This is a genomic window from Duganella sp. 3397 (assembly GCF_031456625.1).
GTDB classification, from domain to species: Bacteria; Pseudomonadota; Gammaproteobacteria; order Burkholderiales; family Burkholderiaceae_D; genus Rugamonas; species Rugamonas phyllosphaerae.
Window position 1 is genome coordinate 170,892 of record NZ_JAVDVB010000004.1, and the last position, 16,415, is coordinate 187,306.

Annotated in this window: 18 protein-coding genes; 6 read left to right on the top strand and 12 right to left on the bottom strand. The window is 63.4% G+C overall.

Features of this window, described 5'->3' with window-relative positions:
* Positions 1 to 74: 74 nt before the first annotated feature.
* On the bottom strand, positions 75 to 578 hold the full coding sequence (locus J2X54_RS13525; protein ID WP_019923811.1) for a flavin reductase family protein: 504 nt from the start codon (positions 576 to 578) through the stop codon (positions 75 to 77).
* 125 nt (positions 579 to 703) lie between these two features.
* Between J2X54_RS13525 and J2X54_RS13530 the strand changes: the two genes are divergently transcribed.
* Positions 704 to 1,189, top strand: a complete 486-nt coding sequence (locus J2X54_RS13530) for a DUF3617 family protein (RefSeq protein ID WP_310181357.1) — start codon at positions 704 to 706, stop codon at positions 1,187 to 1,189.
* A gap of 18 nt (positions 1,190 to 1,207) precedes the next feature.
* On the opposite strand, the gene J2X54_RS13535 is transcribed toward J2X54_RS13530, so the two are convergent.
* Positions 1,208 to 2,134 (bottom strand): AEC family transporter, encoded by a 927-nt coding sequence (locus tag J2X54_RS13535; protein WP_310181358.1) that lies wholly within the window; start codon positions 2,132 to 2,134, stop codon positions 1,208 to 1,210.
* 107 nt (positions 2,135 to 2,241) lie between these two features.
* On the opposite strand from J2X54_RS13535, the gene msrA reads away from it, so the two are divergent.
* Positions 2,242 to 2,763 carry a peptide-methionine (S)-S-oxide reductase MsrA gene (gene msrA / locus J2X54_RS13540; RefSeq protein ID WP_310181359.1) on the top strand — a complete coding sequence of 174 codons (522 nt, stop codon included), beginning with the start codon at positions 2,242 to 2,244 and terminating at the stop codon, positions 2,761 to 2,763.
* Between the two features lie 23 nt (positions 2,764 to 2,786).
* Here the strand turns inward: msrA and pdxH are convergent, their stop codons facing one another.
* Positions 2,787 to 4,022, bottom strand: a complete 1,236-nt coding sequence (pdxH, locus tag J2X54_RS13545) for a pyridoxamine 5'-phosphate oxidase (RefSeq protein ID WP_310181360.1) — start codon at positions 4,020 to 4,022, stop codon at positions 2,787 to 2,789.
* Between the two features lie 74 nt (positions 4,023 to 4,096).
* On the opposite strand from pdxH, the gene tcdA reads away from it, so the two are divergent.
* Together tcdA and J2X54_RS13555 are read left to right on the top strand one after the other, a co-directional pair.
* Positions 4,097 to 4,975 carry a tRNA cyclic N6-threonylcarbamoyladenosine(37) synthase TcdA gene (gene tcdA, locus J2X54_RS13550; protein ID WP_310181362.1) on the top strand — a complete coding sequence of 293 codons (879 nt, stop codon included), beginning with the start codon at positions 4,097 to 4,099 and terminating at the stop codon, positions 4,973 to 4,975.
* An 86-nt stretch (positions 4,976 to 5,061) separates the two neighbouring features.
* Positions 5,062 to 5,604, top strand: coding sequence for an FKBP-type peptidyl-prolyl cis-trans isomerase (locus J2X54_RS13555; protein WP_310181363.1), 543 nt, complete (start codon positions 5,062 to 5,064; stop codon positions 5,602 to 5,604).
* 94 nt (positions 5,605 to 5,698) lie between these two features.
* Here the strand turns inward: J2X54_RS13555 and J2X54_RS13560 are convergent, their stop codons facing one another.
* From J2X54_RS13560 to J2X54_RS13590, 7 genes are all read right to left on the bottom strand, one after another.
* Positions 5,699 to 6,736, bottom strand: coding sequence for a cation diffusion facilitator family transporter (locus tag J2X54_RS13560; RefSeq protein ID WP_310181365.1), 1,038 nt, complete (start codon positions 6,734 to 6,736; stop codon positions 5,699 to 5,701).
* Positions 6,733 to 7,059: a helix-turn-helix transcriptional regulator gene (locus tag J2X54_RS13565; protein WP_070249028.1), complete on the bottom strand. Its 327-nt coding sequence runs from the start codon at positions 7,057 to 7,059 to the stop codon at positions 6,733 to 6,735. Before J2X54_RS13565 ends, J2X54_RS13560 begins: the two co-directional genes overlap by 4 nt.
* A gap of 84 nt (positions 7,060 to 7,143) precedes the next feature.
* Positions 7,144 to 7,665: a DNA-binding protein gene (locus J2X54_RS13570; protein ID WP_310181366.1), complete on the bottom strand. Its 522-nt coding sequence runs from the start codon at positions 7,663 to 7,665 to the stop codon at positions 7,144 to 7,146.
* Positions 7,665 to 7,928 carry a hypothetical protein gene (locus J2X54_RS13575; protein WP_310181367.1) on the bottom strand — a complete coding sequence of 88 codons (264 nt, stop codon included), beginning with the start codon at positions 7,926 to 7,928 and terminating at the stop codon, positions 7,665 to 7,667. The genes J2X54_RS13570 and J2X54_RS13575 overlap by 1 nt, the downstream gene beginning before the upstream one ends.
* Positions 7,929 to 8,063: 135 nt before the next feature.
* Complete coding sequence (locus J2X54_RS13580) at positions 8,064 to 8,582, bottom strand: hypothetical protein (protein ID WP_310181368.1); 519 nt, start codon at positions 8,580 to 8,582, stop codon at positions 8,064 to 8,066.
* Positions 8,583 to 8,594: 12 nt separating this feature from the next.
* Positions 8,595 to 9,335, bottom strand: coding sequence for a hypothetical protein (locus J2X54_RS13585; RefSeq protein ID WP_310181370.1), 741 nt, complete (start codon positions 9,333 to 9,335; stop codon positions 8,595 to 8,597).
* Between the two features lie 105 nt (positions 9,336 to 9,440).
* Positions 9,441 to 9,926 carry a CinA family protein gene (locus J2X54_RS13590; RefSeq protein ID WP_070249025.1) on the bottom strand — a complete coding sequence of 162 codons (486 nt, stop codon included), beginning with the start codon at positions 9,924 to 9,926 and terminating at the stop codon, positions 9,441 to 9,443.
* Positions 9,927 to 10,138: 212 nt separating this feature from the next.
* On the opposite strand from J2X54_RS13590, the gene J2X54_RS13595 reads away from it, so the two are divergent.
* Positions 10,139 to 12,763, top strand: a complete 2,625-nt coding sequence (locus tag J2X54_RS13595) for an EAL domain-containing protein (RefSeq protein ID WP_310181371.1) — start codon at positions 10,139 to 10,141, stop codon at positions 12,761 to 12,763.
* Here J2X54_RS13595 and thiL read toward each other — a convergent pair.
* Both thiL and J2X54_RS13605 read right to left on the bottom strand, forming a co-directional pair.
* Complete coding sequence (gene thiL, locus J2X54_RS13600) at positions 12,748 to 13,722, bottom strand: thiamine-phosphate kinase (RefSeq protein WP_310181372.1); 975 nt, start codon at positions 13,720 to 13,722, stop codon at positions 12,748 to 12,750. The two genes, J2X54_RS13595 and thiL, sit on opposite strands and share 16 nt — an antisense overlap.
* Before the next feature lie 54 nt (positions 13,723 to 13,776).
* Positions 13,777 to 13,920, bottom strand: a complete 144-nt coding sequence (locus tag J2X54_RS13605; RefSeq protein ID WP_167359066.1) for a hypothetical protein — start codon at positions 13,918 to 13,920, stop codon at positions 13,777 to 13,779.
* A 93-nt stretch (positions 13,921 to 14,013) separates the two neighbouring features.
* Between J2X54_RS13605 and J2X54_RS13610 the strand changes: the two genes are divergently transcribed.
* Complete coding sequence (locus tag J2X54_RS13610; protein WP_070249022.1) at positions 14,014 to 16,329, top strand: NADP-dependent malic enzyme; 2,316 nt, start codon at positions 14,014 to 14,016, stop codon at positions 16,327 to 16,329.
* The last annotated feature ends 86 nt before the right edge of the window (positions 16,330 to 16,415 follow it).

Genomic DNA, 16,415 nt, shown 5'->3' on the forward strand with positions numbered 1-16,415 from the left:
TATGGTGAATGCTGCTGCATTCTAAGCCGCCGCCCTGGGCACGGCTTTTCTAATGGCGACACCAATTTCCGTTTTTAGCCCAGGCTGCCGAACTGGCCGCCGTGGAAGATCAGCGGCGGGCTCGGCGAGAACTCGCACAGCTCCACTTCGCCGACGAAAATCACGTGGTCGCCTTCGGGATAGCGGCTGCGGTTGTGGCACTCGAACCAGGCCGACGCACCTTTTAAAATCGGGTGGCCGGTGCGCGACAGCTCGTATTCGGCGGTGGCCCACGGATCGGCGCCGCGCGTGGCGAACAGCTTGGCCAGGTGGGCCTGGCTGGCGCTGAGCACGTTGATCACGTAATGCGAATTGCCGGTAAAGATGGGCATGCTGTTGGCGTTATTGGACAAGCTCCACAGCACCAGCGGCGGATCGAGCGAGACCGAATTGAAGGAACTGGCGGTCAGACCGCGAAAAGTGCCGTCGGCCAGGCGCGTGGTGATCACGGTGACGCCAGTGGCAAACTGGCCCAGAGCCTGGCGGAAATGGGCGGTGTCGAATGGTCGTTCTGCGGCGCGGGGGGAAATGGTGTGCATGGTCAGCCTGAGTATTTTAGCCATTATGCCAAAGATTGGGTGGCTGCTGCGCAATAGACCCACGGCAACAGAACGACTGCACAGCTTGTCATTTGCTACATTTCATCTTTTGCACGGGAGAATCCATGATCAAGCGTACCGCTACCGTGTTGTTGATGACCGTCTTGCCGTTCGCTCTTGCTGCGCCCGCGGCGGCCGCCGAGCCGGCCCAGCGCCTGCAGCGCGCGTCCGGTCTGTGGAAAGTCACCCCCGCGACGTCGCCGTTTTCTTGGGAGATTTGCGTCGATCAGGCCAAGGATCGCCTGATCGACGACGACATGTGGACCAATTTCGAGCAGGAATGCAAGATCGAGTCGCAAAGCGGCAAGGGCGACGGCTATACCTTCAAGTCCAGCTGCCCCGATGCCAAGCTGGCAGGCTCTTTCAAGGGCGACCTGGCCAAGTCGTATACGCTGACAGCCGACACTTCTTTCGAGCTGAACGGCAAGACCGAGGTACAACATAACGTCCTCAACGGCACCTTCCAGGGCGCTTGCCCCGCCGACATGGCGCCTGGCGTGAAGAAAATGCGCGGCGGCATGAAAATGAAGAGTCTGTACACCAACCGCTAATCGGGCCGCCAAGCGCGGTCAGAGCCAATGCGCCAGTCCCAGCACCATCACGGGCAGGGCGGCGCCGGCCAGCAGGGTCTGGCTGGCGATGATGCCTGCCATCAGCGGTGCATCGCCGCCCAGCTGGCGCGACATGATGTACGACGATGAGGCCGTCGGCAACGCCTGGAACATCAGCGTGGCCATGGCAGCCGCGCCATGCAGGCCGAAGGCGCGGCAGGCGATCAGCGCGGCCACCGGCATCAGCGCGAACTTGGCGAACGACGCCAGCGTGATCGGCCGCACCCACTGCCGCGCCTGCGAAAAATCGAGCGCCGCTCCCACGCACAACAAGCCCAGCGGCAGCGATGCCTGGCCCAGCGCCTTGAACATCGGCTCGATGCCGGCCGGCAGCCCCCAGCCGGTCCACTGCAGCACGATGCCAATCGCGCAGGCGACGATCAGCGGATTGAGCGCCAGTCCGCGCACCAGCGCACGCACGGAAAACCTGTTGCCACGGCCGTAGCGCGCAAATACCAGCACGCACAGCACGTTGACGGTCGGCACGATGGCCGCATTGGCGACGGCTGCCAGGGCCACCCCCGTCACGCCGAACAGGCCGGTGGCAATCGACACGCCGACGTAGTTGTTGAACCGCACGCCACCCTGGAAGATCGAGGTGAACGCGGCGTCGTCCACCGCCATGCTCCGCCGCGCCAGTACCAGCAACGCGGCCACTGCCACGGTCGAGACCACCAGCGCCGACGCCATCGCCAGCACCGGCAAGCCCGCCAGCTTGGCCGTCGCCAGGCTGTGCAGGAAGAGCGACGGCAGCAGCACGTAGTAGCCGATGCGCTCCGCCTGCGGCCAGAACCCCGCTTCGACGAAGGCGCGCCGGCGCAAGGCCGTGCCCAGCGCAATGAGCAGGGCAATCGGCACCAGCGACGACATCAGGGTCCAGACCATGCGGAGTTCCTTACAACAAGAGTGTGGCAGCGATTCTAGTGCATCGCGCGGCGCGTTTTGGCGTTCTTGGGCATTATTGCTAAATTCAAATACGGCAGGAGGCTTTCATGGAAACAGCCATACTGGGCGGCGGATGCTTCTGGTGCACCGAGGCGGTTTTTCTGGACGTCAAAGGTGTCGCGAAGGTGGTATCCGGCTATGCGGGCGGCGCGGAGCCCGATCCGACTTACGAACAGGTGTGCGCCGGCGCGACCGGCCATGCCGAGGTGGTGCAAATCGAGTTCGACCCGGCCGTGATCGATTATCATGACCTGCTCGAGATCTTTTTCACCATCCACGATCCGACCACGCTCAACCGCCAGGGCAACGACATCGGCACGCAATACCGGTCGGTGGTCTACCACCTGTCGCCGCAGCAGCAAGCGGTGGCGCGCAAGGTGATGGCCGAGATGGCCGTGGTGTGGGATGCACCGATCGTCACCGAGCTGGCGCCGGCGCCAACGTTTTATCCGGCCGAAGCGTATCACCAGGATTACTTCAGCCACCACCCGCTGCAGAGCTATTGCGCTTTTGTGGTGGCGCCGAAGCTGGCCAAGTTGCGCGCCATGCACGCCAACCGGGTGAAGTGACGCGGGACCGGCCGCCACAAGCGCTACGGCTGCAGGCGCTCTTTCGCCCAGCTGCCGTCGGCTTGTCTGACATAGACGATGCGGTCGTGGAAGCGTGAGCGGCGACCCTGCCAGAATTCGATGCGCACCGGCTCGAGGCGGTAGCCGCCCCAGTGTTCGGGGCGCACCGGGTGTTCGCCGCTGGCCGCTGCCACCGCCTCGTAATTGACTTCCATCTGCTCGCGGTTTTCGATGGGCGCGCTTTGTTGTGAGGCAATCGCGCTGATCTGGCTTTTGACCGGACGGCTGTAGAAATACTTGTCGCTTTCCTCGGGCGAGGTTTTCACTACCGTGCCTTCGATGCGTACCTGGCGTTCGAGCTCGCTCCAGAAGAACAGCAGCGCCGCGTGCGGATTGGCGCCCAGCTGGCGGCCCTTCTGGCTGGCGTAGTTGGTGTACCAGGTAAAGCCGCGCGCATCGAATTGCTTGATCAGCACAATGCGCGAGCTGGGCCGGCCCTCGGCATCGACGGTGGCCACGCTCATCGCGTTCGGTTCGTTCACCTTGGCATGCATGGCTTCGTCGAACCATTTGCCGAATTGCGCGATCGGATCGTCCGCCACATCGTTTTCCGTCAGGCTGGCGCGGCCATAGTCGAGGCGCAGGTCGGCCAGCACCACGCCGTCGGCTACCGTGTTGTGGACCGGCACTTGCTGCTGCTCGGGTACCTGGCTGGTGGGCAAGGCCGGGGCGATGCCGCGCCGCACCTGCATGGCGCTGCCCAGCTGGGCCATCTGCTCGGGGCTGAACAGGCGCTTGGCCATGGGCGCGATATTGGCTTCTTCCCTGGCCATGTGGGCGGTGTAGGCGTCGCAAAAGCGCCGCACATTGTCGCTCGAGAGTTCGGCGCTGGCGCCGGTGGCGATGGTGTCCAGCTGCGCTTGCAGCTGCAACCAGTCCTGGTCCATGGCGGCGTGGTCGGCCAGGATGCCGGGCACCAGGTCTTCCAGCAAAGCGAGGTCGGCGTCGCGCGCGGTCGCCTGCAACATCGGCATCAGGTTTTGCTCTTCGTCGTCGTGGTGCAGGTGGGCGGCGTTGTTGAAATACTTGAGGACGGCCTGGGCGGCTTTTTGCGCCTCGAGGTCGGCGCCATGTGCGGCGAGATGGGCCGGCAGCTTGTCGAGCGTGGTCAGCTGCTTGCGGATGCGGTCGTGGCAATGTTTCAATACGGCGATCGGCTGGTTGAAATCGGGGGCGGTGTCGAACAGTGTGTTGCTCATGGAATCGGTACTCTGGCTGGGCGGGAAAATCATTCTAGAATAATTTTTCTTGCAGTGTCCGCTAAAATGGCGGGATGAACACCAATTCAACCTTTAATCTGGACGAAGTCGACTTCGAGCGACGATTCGGCGGCATTGCGCGCCTGTACGGCGCGCCGGCGCTCGAGCGCTTTCGCGGCGCCCACGTGTGCGTGGTGGGCGTGGGCGGCGTCGGCTCGTGGATCGTGGAGGCGCTGGCGCGCAGCGCCATCGGTCAGCTGACCCTGATCGACCTCGACAACGTGGCCGAATCGAATATCAACCGCCAGATCCAGGCGCTGAGCAGCACTGTCGGCCAGGCCAAGATCCACGCGCTGGCCGAGCGCATCGCCCAGATCAACCCATTCTGCGTGGTGCACCAGGTGGAAGACTTCGTCACGCCCGACAATCTGGACGCCATGCTCGGCACCAACAAGTTCGACTACGTGGTCGATGCCATCGACAGTGTGAAGGCCAAGGCCGCGATGATCGCGCACTGCCGCCGCCACGCCATTCCGCTGGTGATCATCGGCAGTGCGGGCGGCCAGACCGATCCCACCCAGATCGCCGTGCGCGACCTGGCCCGCACCGAGCAGGAACCGCTGCTCAAGAAAGTGCGGCGCCTGCTGCGCAGCGAGTATGGTTTTCCGCGTGGCGAAAAAACCAAGTTCCACGTCGATGCGGTGTTTTCGATGGAGCCGCTCAAGTACCCGGAACAGGCCGATGCCTGCGAAGTGGATGCCGGCGGCATCACCGGTCTCAATTGCGCCGGTTTTGGCTCGGCCATGGTGGTCACGGCCACCTTCGGCATGGTGGCGGCCGGTCACGTGCTGCGCCAGTTGGCGGCGCCTGTGGTGCAAGCGGCCGTTGAGCCAGTTGCTGCGCCGGCAGCGGTGGTAGCCTTGGTAGCGGCAGACGGTACCACCGGGAATTAATCCGGCGTCCGGGACAGGTTTGCTATCATGGCGGGCGCCGGTACGTGCGCGTGCCGTCCCCAGTCACCCAGAGAGAGAATCAATCTATGAAGCGTAGTTCCGTTCTTGCAGCAACGCTGCTGGCGCTGGCAGCCATTGCGGCCCAGGCGCAGACTCCTGCTCAACCAGCCGCTGCCGCTGCGCAAGCGACTTCCGCCACGCCAGCCGCTGCGGCCACTGCTGCCGCCCCGGCGCCAGCTGCGCCCGTGGTGGTCGGTTCCGCCACGCCGGGCCCGGCCGCCGAATCGCTGATCGTCAACGACACCAAGGTGGGCACCGGTCGCGAAGCGACCAGCGGTTCCACCGTCTACATGCATTACACGGGCTGGCTGTACCGTCCGCTGGCCAAGAATATGCGTGGCCGCCAGTTCGACTCGTCGATTCCACGCGGTGAGCCGCTGGACTTCGTGCTCGGCACCGGCCGCGTGATCAAGGGCTGGGACCAGGGCATCGTCGGCATGAAAGTGGGCGGCAAACGTACCCTGATCATTCCATCGGAACTGGCCTACGGTTCGCGCGCCGCACCGGGCGGCGGCATTCCACCGAACTCGGCGCTGATCTTCGACGTCGAACTCATCGACGTCAAGTAAGCCGGAGCGCCTGACTACCCTCCAGAGCAAGGCGCAGCGACGTAGACAGTACGCCAGTACGGCGAGAAGCTGCAACGCCGCTATGGAGGGCTAGTCAGGCGCTCCCGTTTGCTGGAACTTTCAGGCAGCATTCCTGCGGCATCGCGCCCAGCCGCACCTGCAAGGTGCTGTGATGAATCGAATACTTGTCCTTGAGCGTCTGGCTGATGGTATCTACCGTCGCATCGCCCGGATAGCCGCTTGGCGTCACCAGTTGCGCGGTCAGCGCATTCTCGGTGGTACTCATGGCCCAGATATGCAGGTCGTGCACGTCGGTCACGCCCGGATGGTCGCGCAGGAATTGCTCGATGCGGGCGCGGTCGACGTTGTCGGGCACTGCTGCCAGCACCATCCGTAGCGATTGCGTGAGCAAGCCCCAGGTGCTCCAGACGATGATACCAACGATCACCATGCTGATCACCGGATCGATCCAGTTCCAGCCGCTGTAGCGCACCGCCAGACCCGCCAGCAACACCCCCAGTGAAATCGCCGCGTCTGCTGCCAGGTGCAGGTAGGCGCCACGGATATTGATGTCGTCCTTGCTGCCCGACATGAACAACCACGCCGAAAAACCGTTGATCAGGATGCCGATGCCGGCCACGACGGAAACCGTCAGGCCCGCTACCGGATCGGGTGTCACCAGTTTTTGCACCGCCTCGAAGGCGATCACGCCGCAAGCGGCCATCAGCAACATACCATTGAACAGCGCCGCCAGCATCGACGTGCCGCGCAGGCCGTAGGTATAGCGCGCGCTGGGCGCACGCCTGGCCAGGATGGCCGCGCCCCACGCCAGCATCAGGCCCATCACGTCCGACAGGTTGTGGCCGGCATCGGCCATCAGCGCGGTGGAGTTGGTCAGGTAGCCGTAGAAGAATTCCACCACCACGAAGCCGAGATTGAGCACGATGGCAATCGCAAACGCGCGTCCCATGGTGTTGGGGTCACCATGATGGTGGTGGCCGCCGATGCCGTGGGCGTGGCTGTGATCGTGTCCATGATCGCCGTGCGCGCCGTGATCCTGGTGATCGTGGCCGTGGTCATGGTCGTGATGGTCGTGGCCGGCGTGGCTGCCGTGGTCGTGATGCTTGCTCATGCGTCGTTCCCGTTCGATGGTTCGGCGATATGCTCGAGCATATCGTTGAGGACGTCGCTGATATGGGCGTCGGCGGCGGAATAGAACACCTGCTTGCCCTGGCGCTCGGACTTGACGATGCGTGCGGCGCGCAGCAGGCGCAGGTGGTGGCTGACCAGCGAACTGCTCAGGTCAAGCGAGGTGGCGATATCGCTGACCGCGATCGGCGCCGCCACGCAGGCAAGCACAATGCGCAGCCGGGTCGGGTCGCCCAGCAGGTGAAACAGGTCGGCAAGTTGGGCGATGGCAGGATCGCAGCCAGAGTAGTCGTGTTGGCAGCTCATGATTCGTCATATGAATAGGTGTTCATATGTTAGCACGGAAAAGCGCTGAAATAACCCCGGTGCGAGTGGGGTTAGCCGCGCAGATTATGCCACCAGCTTGCGCATTTCCTTTTCGATACCGCCTGGCAGGCTTTGCAGTTCCTTGAGCACATTGAGCTGGCGCGTGGTCTGCGATACTTCGACAACGCCGGAATCGACAGCGTATTCTTTTTGTTGCAGCCAGCCGAGCAGATCCGCCAGGTGCCAGACCCCCGAACTGCCTTCGTGCACCGGCAAGGGGAACGAGGATGGGTTGGCGACCATCAGCTTGCGCAGATTTTGCCGGCTCATGCCCATCAATTCCGCCACATCGGTGAGCCCCACGAAGTCGGGGCCTGCCTCCACCAGTTTCGCGGTGGGTACGGCGCCACGGATGTCTTCCAGCGCGCTTTTCAATGCTTGCTTGGCGGAGTCCGCTTCACGGCTGAACTTGAGACCTAATTGTCCCGGTTGTCCGATACCGATCAGCGCATCATCGCAACCGGCCGCACCCAGTCGTTCGACCAGGTCGTCGGGATTGCAATCTGCTGCATCGAGTTGATACTTGAGCGTGAATTCGTATTCCATCACGGTTCTCCTTGGTCCTGGTTTCGGTTCGCAGAGCAGTGATCGACGACCCTGCGGATATCCCTGGCGTGACTCGTGGCATTGCGCGGAGTGCTCCAGATACTGGTCATGCAAAAGGTGCCACAGCGGCATTCGCTGTCGTTGTAGGGGCAATATAGTTTTCCCCATGCGTGGCTGCCGCCTACTGTCACGCGCCAGCCATGCCCTTCAGCATATTGAATGGCCTGCTCCACTTCCTTCTTCGGATGACTTCTGCGTGACATGACAACTCCCATGCTAGATGGTTAACCAGTGGTTGTCAAGTGACAACCTGCTGAGTGCGCTTAATATCAGCGCAGTCGAACCGGCATCCCGGTCTGATGGTTAGAGTCGGGAGTCGCTGGCAAGTTCAGCGGAAGTTATTTGGAGAGTTGCGCCTGAATTTCGGCCCGCAGCTCGGGGTCGAGCTGGTTGATGGCGGTTCGTAAGCGTTCGGCTTCTTGCAGCGACCGGGTTTGGGCGGAGGTCAAGCCGGGCTTGGTGAAGGCGGCTTGGCCGGCCAGTACCAGCAGCGCCGACAACACGGCCACGCCGGCCGCTACGGCCAGCAAGCGCCATTCGTGGCGGGTGATTTTCGTGGCCGGTGCGGGAGGTTGGGAGAGCGCAGCATCGGCGGCCGACCGCGTGGCTGCACCGGCGCCCGGGTCCAGCTCATTGGAGGCATCATGCTCCACGCTGCGCTCCGGCGGCAGGCCGCCCACGTCGCGGGCGCGGCGCACCAGTTCGCGGGTGGCGCTGTCGATGGCGGCGATGTGGCGTTCCACCGCGTCTTCCAGCACCGCTTCGTTCAGGGCGACCAGGGCGAAGACGGGATCGTCGATGTCGATCTTGACGCCGGTTTTTTCAAATACCAGGGTGCGCAGCTTGTGCTGATCCATGGCCATGGGCGCTTACCACTCCACCTTGTCGAGTTGCTCGAACAGGTCGCGGAACACGACCTTGATGCGCTGCTTTTCCATCAGGTTGAACTTGTCGCTCTCGCGCACTTCGGCTGCCGTCAGGCGCGCCGTGTTCATCTTCTTGATGTCGGCGCCAAAGGTGTCGGCATTGCGCGCCGAGAGCACCACGCGGCCGCGCACGCGCGACGAATTGTCCGCGTAGGTTTGCGATTCGGTGAACTGCTTGCCGGCTGCCGATTGCAGCAGGCCGAAGTGCTCGTTTTCCCACAACACCAGCGGTACCTTGGTGGCCTTGGCGGTGGAAACAAATCCCATGGCGGTGTCGTGCAAGGTATCGCCGCCGCCGACGATGGTGTGTATATACACCTTGCGGCCCGATTCTTCGAGCAGCGCGAAGCAGTCGTTTTCGATCAGGTAGCCCATCAGCGGCGAGAAGGTGTTGGCGCCGTTGTCGATCACGCAGTTGCCATCCTGCTCGAGGATGTCGATCATCAGGGCATCAAAACGCTTGGGGTCGATGTTGCGGCTGTCGGTCATTACCGGCACATGCTTGACCTGCATCGCCTTGTAGCGGCTGAAGGTGGCGTTCTCCTGGTCGGTGTCGTAGCAACGCAGCGGCTGCGCGCCCTCGGCCACGTCCTTGCTGGCGATCCACTGCGCAAGGATGGTGGACACCAGTGTCTTGCCGATGCCACCTTTGCCCTGAAGAATAAAATGTACCGTGTTTTGCATCTACATCACTCCTGAATCGTCGGAAAAATCGCCGCTCGGACGAGAGTAATTGTTTTATGGTTAGAAGGCAATATTTCCTTGGATTCCCGCTGCTTTGGTTGCGCTTTAGTTGATAAAGCGGAGTAATCCCTGCAACACGTGAATCACGCTCTGCTCGCGCACGGCCTTGCGGTCGCCGGCAAACACCAGGCGTTCGGTATGCACGCTGTCGGCGTTGGCCCAGCCGAAGCAGACGGTGCCCACCGGTTTGCCCGGCACCGCGCCGGTGGGGCCGGCGATGCCGGTGGTGGACAGGGCGATGTGGGCGTTGCTCGCGCCCAGCGCACCGGTGGCCATGGCGCCGGCCACTTCTTCGGAGACGCTGCCCATCTGCGCCATCAGCGCGGCCGAGACGTCGAGCATCTCGGTCTTGGACGCGTTGGAATAGGTGACGAAACCGCAGTCGAACCAGTCGCTGGAACCGGCGATTTCAGTGATGGCCTGGGCCACGCCGCCGCCGGTACACGACTCGGCGGTGGTGAGGATCAGGCCCTTGTCTTGCAATGCTTTGCCGACTTGCGCGGCCAGTGCGAGGATGGTGTCGCTGCTCATGAAAGTCTCCTTTGGTGTGGCGGTCAAGGGTGGCCCCACTGTACCATGCAGATCGCAATCGTTGCCAGCGGTGCACTACGAATTTCTTGGCGCACCGAAATTCTTTGAATTCATTAGACCCTCATGTCGAACATGCGTACACTCAGACGGACTATGCCGACCAACGCAGCCGGTCGTGCAGGCCAACCAGGAGGCCAACCAGGAGCCGCCTTATGATCAGCGAGACCGACATTTTCAATGCCCGCATACTGATCGTCGACGACCAGCCGGTCAATGTGGAACTGCTCGAATACCTGCTCACTTCCACCGGCTATCAGGCTGTCAGTTCCACCACCGATCCGCATAAAGTGGCCGCGCTGCACGCGGAGCACCACTACGACCTGATCATCCTCGACGTGCAGATGCCCGGCCTGAACGGCTTCGAAGTGATGGAGCAACTGCGCCCGCTCGAAAAGGGCGCATGGCTGCCGGTGCTGGTGGTCACTGCCGAACCCGATCACAAGGTGCAGGCGCTGGCAGCTGGCGCGCGCGATTTTCTGAGCAAGCCGATCGACCCGCTGGAGGTGCTCACGCGCATCCGCAACATGCTCGAAGTGCGCCTGCTGCACCGCGAGGCGCGCGACTACAACACCCGCCTGGAAACCACGGTGCGCGAGCGGACTGCCGAACTGCAGCGCTTTCGCAGCGCCATGGACGCCACCGCCGACGCCATCTTCCTGCTCGATGCGGTGACCGCCGAACTGCTCGATGTGAACGACGGCGCCTGCCGCATGCTGGCCTACTCGCGCGCGGACATCCTCGGCCAGACCGCCAGCCGCCTGGGCCTCGGCACCCTGGCGTCGCTGCGCGCGCAAGCGCTGCGGCTCGAAGACTATGCGGCCGCCGTCGGCCAGCCGCGCGCGCCGGAACTGGCCGAAGGCGAATTGATGCGCCGCGACCTGGTCTCGGTGCCGGTGGAAATCTACTGGCAGCTGCTCAAGCGCCCCGGCGAGCAAGCCGTCCTGCTGGGCGTGGCGCGCGACGTGAGCGAACGGCGCCATTCCGAAGAGATGTTGCAGCACATGGCGCACTACGACAGCCTCACCGGCCTGCCCAACCGCACGCTGTTCTTCCAGACGCTGGCCGACTCGCTCGATGCGGCGCAGAAGAAGGGCTGCCGGGTGGTGGTGATGATGATCGCGCTCGACCGCTTCAAGGGCATCAACGACACCTTGGGGTCCGCCCAGGGCGACGAGCTGCTGCGCCAGTTTTCCAATCGCCTGATGCAGACGGCGCGCCTGCGCGACACCGTGGGCCGCATCGGCGGCGACGAATTCGCGCTGATCATGACCATGCCGCGCGACCAGCAGGAAGCGGTCCACATGGCCAACGAAGTGCGCGAAACCCTGCGCACGCCGTTCGAGCTCGATGGCCACCAGGCGGTACTGAGCGCCAGCATCGGCATCGCCATGTACCCGGACGACGCCGGCGACCCCGAGACCCTGATCAAGTATGCCGACACCGCCATGGACCGCGCCAAGCAGGCCGGCCGCGACGGCTACCGTTTCTTCACGCCCGGCATGAACGTGCAGGTGCTGGCGCGCCTGGACCTGGAACTGGCGCTGCGCCGCGCCATCGAAAACGAGGAACTGCTGCTGTACTACCAGCCCAAGGTCAACCTGCATACCGGTGCGATTGCCGGCGCCGAGGCGCTGCTGCGCTGGCAGCGGCCCGGCTATGGCCTGGTGCACCCGGCCGATTTCGTGGCGGTGATGGAAGACACGGGCCTGATCGTGCAGGTGGGCGACTGGATCATCGATGCGGCCTGCCGCCAGATCGGCGCCTGGTTGCGCGGCTCGGTCGGGCCGGTGCGGGTGGCGGTCAATGTCGCCAGCCGCCAGTTCTCCGAGGGCGACCTGGAGCAGGTGGTGCGCGGCGCGCTGGCGCGCCACAACGTGCCAGCGGAATTGCTGGAACTGGAACTGACGGAAACCGCGCTGATGTCCAACACCGAGCGCACCATCGACGTGCTCACGCGGTTGAAAGCGCTGGGCATCAAGGTGGCGATCGACGATTTCGGCACCGGCTACTCGTCGCTGGCGTACCTGCAACGCTTCCCGATCGACAAGCTGAAAATCGATATCGCCTTCGTGCGCGACATCACCACCAATCCCAACGATGCGGCGATTGCCACGGCCATCATCAGCATGGCGCACAGCCTGAAAATGCGGGTGATCGCCGAAGGCGTGGAAACCCGCGCCCAGCTCGAATACCTGCGCCGTGGCCGCTGCGATGAAATCCAGGGCTATTTTTTCAGCCGCCCGGTGGCGCCGCGCGACATGGGCGTGCTGGTCGAATCGGGCCGCTGCCTGCCGGTGGACCCGGACATGCCGCTGCAACCGGCGCAAACCCTGCTGCTGGTGGACGACAACCCGGACGTGCTGTGGGCGCTGGGCCACCTGTTCGAGCCAGACCGCTACAACGTGCTGATGGCCGGCACGGCAGAAGAAGCGTTCGAGCAGCTGGCGCTGCACGACGTGCAGGTGATCCTGTGCGACCAGCGCCTGCCCGGCATGAGCGGCACCGAGTTCCTCAGCCAGGTCAAGGACCTGTATCCCGAGACGATACGCATCATCCTGTCCGGCTACCTGGGCGTGGACGCCGTGCTCGAATCGATCAACCGCGGCGCCATCTACCGCTTCTACACCAAGCCGTGGGACGACGTGCAATTGCGCGACAATATCCGCCTGGCCTTCCACCATTACTGGCTGATGCAAGGCAGCGGGCGCAAGGTGGGGCTGCCGGAGGAGGACGAAACTGCCGTGGCTGCCACGGCAGTGGTTCAGGACTTGAAGTGATCGAAGCTCGCCAGCCCCAGGTCGAGCGCGGCGCCGTGCGCGTCGACCAGCCGCAGGCCGGGCCGGGACTCGATGGTGCCCACGCGCGTGACCGGCGTGACGGTGCTGCCGCCCGCCGCCAGGATCGCCGCACGGGCGCCCGCTGGCGCCGTGAAGCACAGTTCGTAATCGTCGCCGCCGGCGGCGCAGTACGCACGCCGTAGCGCTAGGTCGCGCGTGGCCAGCACCGGTCCGGGCGGCAGCGCATCGACATCGAGCGTGGCGCCCACGCCCGAACGCTTGAGGATGTGCCCAAGGTCGCCCACCAGTCCGTCCGAGATATCGATTGCCGCATGGGCAATGCCTGCTTCTGCCAGTGCCACGCCCAGCGCCAAGCGCGGGATGGGTGTGTGCATGCGGACCGCCGCCAAGGCATGTTCGGTTTCGGTGAGCGGCACGGCCAGTTCGCCGCGATAGGCCGCCAGCGCCAGGCGGGCGTCGCCCAGGGTGCCGGAAATCCAGATGTCGTCGCCGGGCAGGGCGGCGCCGCGGCGCAGCGCGCGGCCCGGCGCCAGTTCGCCGAACACGGTGATGCAGATGGTGAGCGGGCCCTTGGTGGTGTCGCCGCCGATCAGCTCGATATTATGGGCGTCGGCCAGCGCAAACAGCCCTTGCGAGAAGCCGGCCAGCCAGTCGCGTTCGGCGCTCGGTAAGGCCAACGCCAGCGTAAAGCCCACCGGGCGCGCGCCCATGGCCGCCAGGTCGGACAGGTTGACCGCCAGGCTTTTGTGGCCGAGCCGCAGCGCGTCTTCGCCGGCAAAGAAGTGGCGGCCTTCGACCAGCATGTCGGACGAGATTGCCGTCTGCATGCCGGGCGTGGGAGAGAGCAGCGCGCAGTCGTCGCCAATGCCCAGGATCGCGCGCGAGGCGTGATGGGGGCGCTGGAAATATTCTTGGATGAGGTCGAATTCGGAGAGCATACGCCATTGTAAACGGCGGTCGATGCGCGCATCACAGCGCCTTGATTGCTATTTTCAATGGAACTCTATATTCAGATAGGTAAATCCCATAATTGCCAAAAATGGATTATATGGTCCCATGTATGCGGCTAAAGCACCTAAAAGCGGCAAAAATTCGGCGATTTGATCTATATCATCATAAGAAATGCTGATATCCATTATCACTCTGCGTGAAAATACCTACTTCTGCTCAAAGTTGTGTCTGATAAAATCGTAAGCTTTCCGACCGCACAAATAGGAAGGCAGTAAAGCATGGATTCGTCAGCAGAGAAAAAAGAAGAAATTCGTCAACAACTCCGCCTCGCGGCACTCGAATACCACGAGTTCCCGACTCCCGGCAAAATCAGCGTTACGCCGACCAAGCAACTGACCAACCAGCGCGACCTGGCGCTGGCCTACTCCCCGGGCGTGGCTGCGCCTTGCGAAGAAATCGTCATCGACCCGGCCGCAGCGTACAAATATACGGCGCGCGGCAACCTGGTGGCCGTGATCACCAACGGCACCGCGGTGCTGGGCCTCGGTAACATCGGTCCGCTGGCCGCCAAGCCGGTGATGGAAGGCAAGGGCGTGCTGTTCAAGAAGTTCGCCGGCATCGACGTCTTCGACATCGAAATCAACGAACTCGATCCGGACAAGCTGGTGGACATCATCGCCGCGCTGGAACCGACCTTCGGCGGCGTGAACCTGGAAGACATCAAGGCGCCCGAGTGCTTCTACATCGAGCGCCAGCTGCGCGAACGCATGAAGATCCCGGTCTTCCACGACGACCAGCACGGCACCGCCATCATCGTGGGCGCCGCCATCCTGAACGGCATCCAGCTGGTCGGTAAAGACATCAAGAACTGCAAGCTGGTCGTCTCCGGCGCCGGCGCTGCGGCGCTGGCCTGCCTGGACCTGATCGTCGACCTTGGCTTCCCGCTCGAGAACATCTTTGTCACCGACCTGGCCGGCGTGGTCTATAAAGGCCGTACCGAGCTGATGGACCCGGACAAGGAACGCTTCGCCCGCGAGACCGATGCCCGCACTTTGGCCGAAGTGATCCCTGGCGCCGACATCTTCCTCGGCCTGTCCGCCGGCGGTGTACTGAAACAGGATATGGTCAAGGCCATGGCCTCCAATCCGCTGATCCTGGCGCTGGCCAATCCGAACCCGGAAATCCTGCCTGACGACGTCAAGGCCGTGCGCGGCGACGCGATCATCTGCACCGGCCGCTCGGACTACCCGAACCAGGTCAACAACGTGCTGTGCTTCCCGTACATCTTCCGTGGCGCGCTCGATTGCGGCGCCACCACGATCACGCGCGAAATGGAAATCGCCGTGGTGCACGCGATCGCCGAACTGGCCCACGCCGAGCAGTCGGACATCGTCGCCACCACCTACGGTTTCACCAACCTGTCGTTCGGTCCCGAGTACCTGATCCCGATGCCGTTCGATCCGCGCCTGCTGATCAAGATCGCGCCGGCCGTGGCCAAGGCTGCGGAAGACTCGGGCGTGGCAACGCGTCCGATCCAGGATCTGCAAGCGTACGCCGACAGCCTACAGCAGTTCGTGTACCGCAGCGGCACCTTCATGAAGCCGCTGTTCCAGGTCGCCAAGAAGACCGCCAACGAACGCAAACGCATCGTCTATGCCGAAGGCGAAGAAGAGCGCGTGCTGCGCGCGGTGCAGGTGATCGTCGATGAAAAGCTGGCGCGCCCGATCCTGGTGGGCCGTCCGGCCGTGCTGGAGGCGCGCATTGCCAAGTTCGGCCTGCGCCTGAAACACGGCGTGGACTTCGACGTCATCAACCCTGACCACGACGACCGCTACCGCGACTACTGGCAGTCGTACTACGCGCTGACCTCGCGCGCCGGTGTGACCCAGGAATACGCTAAGCTGGAAATGCGCCGCCGCCACACGCTGATCGGCGCCATGATGATCAAGAAGGGCGACGCCGACGGCATGATCTGCGGCACCTTCGGCACCACCGAGCTGCACCTGAAATACATCGACCAGGTGCTGGGCAAGCGCGAGGGCGCCTGCGTGTATGCGGGCATGAACGTGTTGATCATGCCGGAGCGCCAGCTGGTGATGGTCGATACGCACGTCAACGAAAACCCGAACGCGAAAGAGCTGGCCGCGATCACGGTGATGGCTGCCGACGAGATGCGCCGCTTCGGCCTGTCGCCACGCGCAGCGCTGCTGTCGCACTCGAACTTCGGCTCGTCCAACAGCGAGTCGGCGCAAAAAATGCGCGCTACGCTGGAGCTGGTGAAGCAGCTCGATCCGACCCTGGAAATCGACGGCGAAATGCACGGCGACACGGCGCTCGACTCCAAGCTGCGCCACGCCATCATGCCCGATTCGACCCTGACCGGCGACGCCAACCTGCTGGTGGCGCCGAACATCGACTCGGCCAACATCGCCTACAACCTGGTGAAAACGGCCGCCGGCAACGGCATCGCGGTCGGCCCGATCCTGCTGGGCTGCTCGGAGGCCGTGCACATCCTGACGCCATCGGCCACCGTGCGCCGCATCGTCAACATGACCGCGCTGTGCGTGGTCGATGCGGTGGCTGGCAAGTCGTAACACCCTGCCTGCTTGCGCAAAAAACCGCTTTCTCGGGAAGCGGTTTTTTTTCGCCGGTAACAGCCAGAATGTTACCGGATGTAACG

What these genes read in the sequence shown, in the direction of transcription:
- J2X54_RS13585 (WP_310181370.1), bottom strand. Translation starts at nt 9,335, where the DNA reads ATGCAAAACACGGTACATTTTATTCTTCAGGGCAAAGGTGGCATCGGC.
- pdxH (WP_310181360.1), bottom strand. Translation starts at nt 4,022, where the DNA reads ATGAGCAACACACTGTTCGACACCGCCCCCGATTTCAACCAGCCGATC.
- J2X54_RS13570 (WP_310181366.1), bottom strand. Translation starts at nt 7,665, where the DNA reads ATGGAATACGAATTCACGCTCAAGTATCAACTCGATGCAGCAGATTGC.
- J2X54_RS13605 (WP_167359066.1), bottom strand. Translation starts at nt 13,920, where the DNA reads ATGGATATCAGCATTTCTTATGATGATATAGATCAAATCGCCGAATTT.
- thiL (WP_310181372.1), bottom strand. Translation starts at nt 13,722, where the DNA reads ATGCTCTCCGAATTCGACCTCATCCAAGAATATTTCCAGCGCCCCCAT.
- J2X54_RS13565 (WP_070249028.1), bottom strand. Translation starts at nt 7,059, where the DNA reads ATGAGCTGCCAACACGACTACTCTGGCTGCGATCCTGCCATCGCCCAA.
- J2X54_RS13530 (WP_310181357.1), top strand. Translation starts at nt 704, where the DNA reads ATGATCAAGCGTACCGCTACCGTGTTGTTGATGACCGTCTTGCCGTTC.
- J2X54_RS13575 (WP_310181367.1), bottom strand. Translation starts at nt 7,928, where the DNA reads ATGTCACGCAGAAGTCATCCGAAGAAGGAAGTGGAGCAGGCCATTCAA.
- msrA (WP_310181359.1), top strand. Translation starts at nt 2,242, where the DNA reads ATGGAAACAGCCATACTGGGCGGCGGATGCTTCTGGTGCACCGAGGCG.
- J2X54_RS13535 (WP_310181358.1), bottom strand. Translation starts at nt 2,134, where the DNA reads ATGGTCTGGACCCTGATGTCGTCGCTGGTGCCGATTGCCCTGCTCATT.
- J2X54_RS13580 (WP_310181368.1), bottom strand. Translation starts at nt 8,582, where the DNA reads ATGGATCAGCACAAGCTGCGCACCCTGGTATTTGAAAAAACCGGCGTC.
- J2X54_RS13560 (WP_310181365.1), bottom strand. Translation starts at nt 6,736, where the DNA reads ATGAGCAAGCATCACGACCACGGCAGCCACGCCGGCCACGACCATCAC.
- J2X54_RS13525 (WP_019923811.1), bottom strand. Translation starts at nt 578, where the DNA reads ATGCACACCATTTCCCCCCGCGCCGCAGAACGACCATTCGACACCGCC.
- tcdA (WP_310181362.1), top strand. Translation starts at nt 4,097, where the DNA reads ATGAACACCAATTCAACCTTTAATCTGGACGAAGTCGACTTCGAGCGA.
- J2X54_RS13610 (WP_070249022.1), top strand. Translation starts at nt 14,014, where the DNA reads ATGGATTCGTCAGCAGAGAAAAAAGAAGAAATTCGTCAACAACTCCGC.
- J2X54_RS13555 (WP_310181363.1), top strand. Translation starts at nt 5,062, where the DNA reads ATGAAGCGTAGTTCCGTTCTTGCAGCAACGCTGCTGGCGCTGGCAGCC.
- J2X54_RS13595 (WP_310181371.1), top strand. Translation starts at nt 10,139, where the DNA reads ATGATCAGCGAGACCGACATTTTCAATGCCCGCATACTGATCGTCGAC.
- J2X54_RS13590 (WP_070249025.1), bottom strand. Translation starts at nt 9,926, where the DNA reads ATGAGCAGCGACACCATCCTCGCACTGGCCGCGCAAGTCGGCAAAGCA.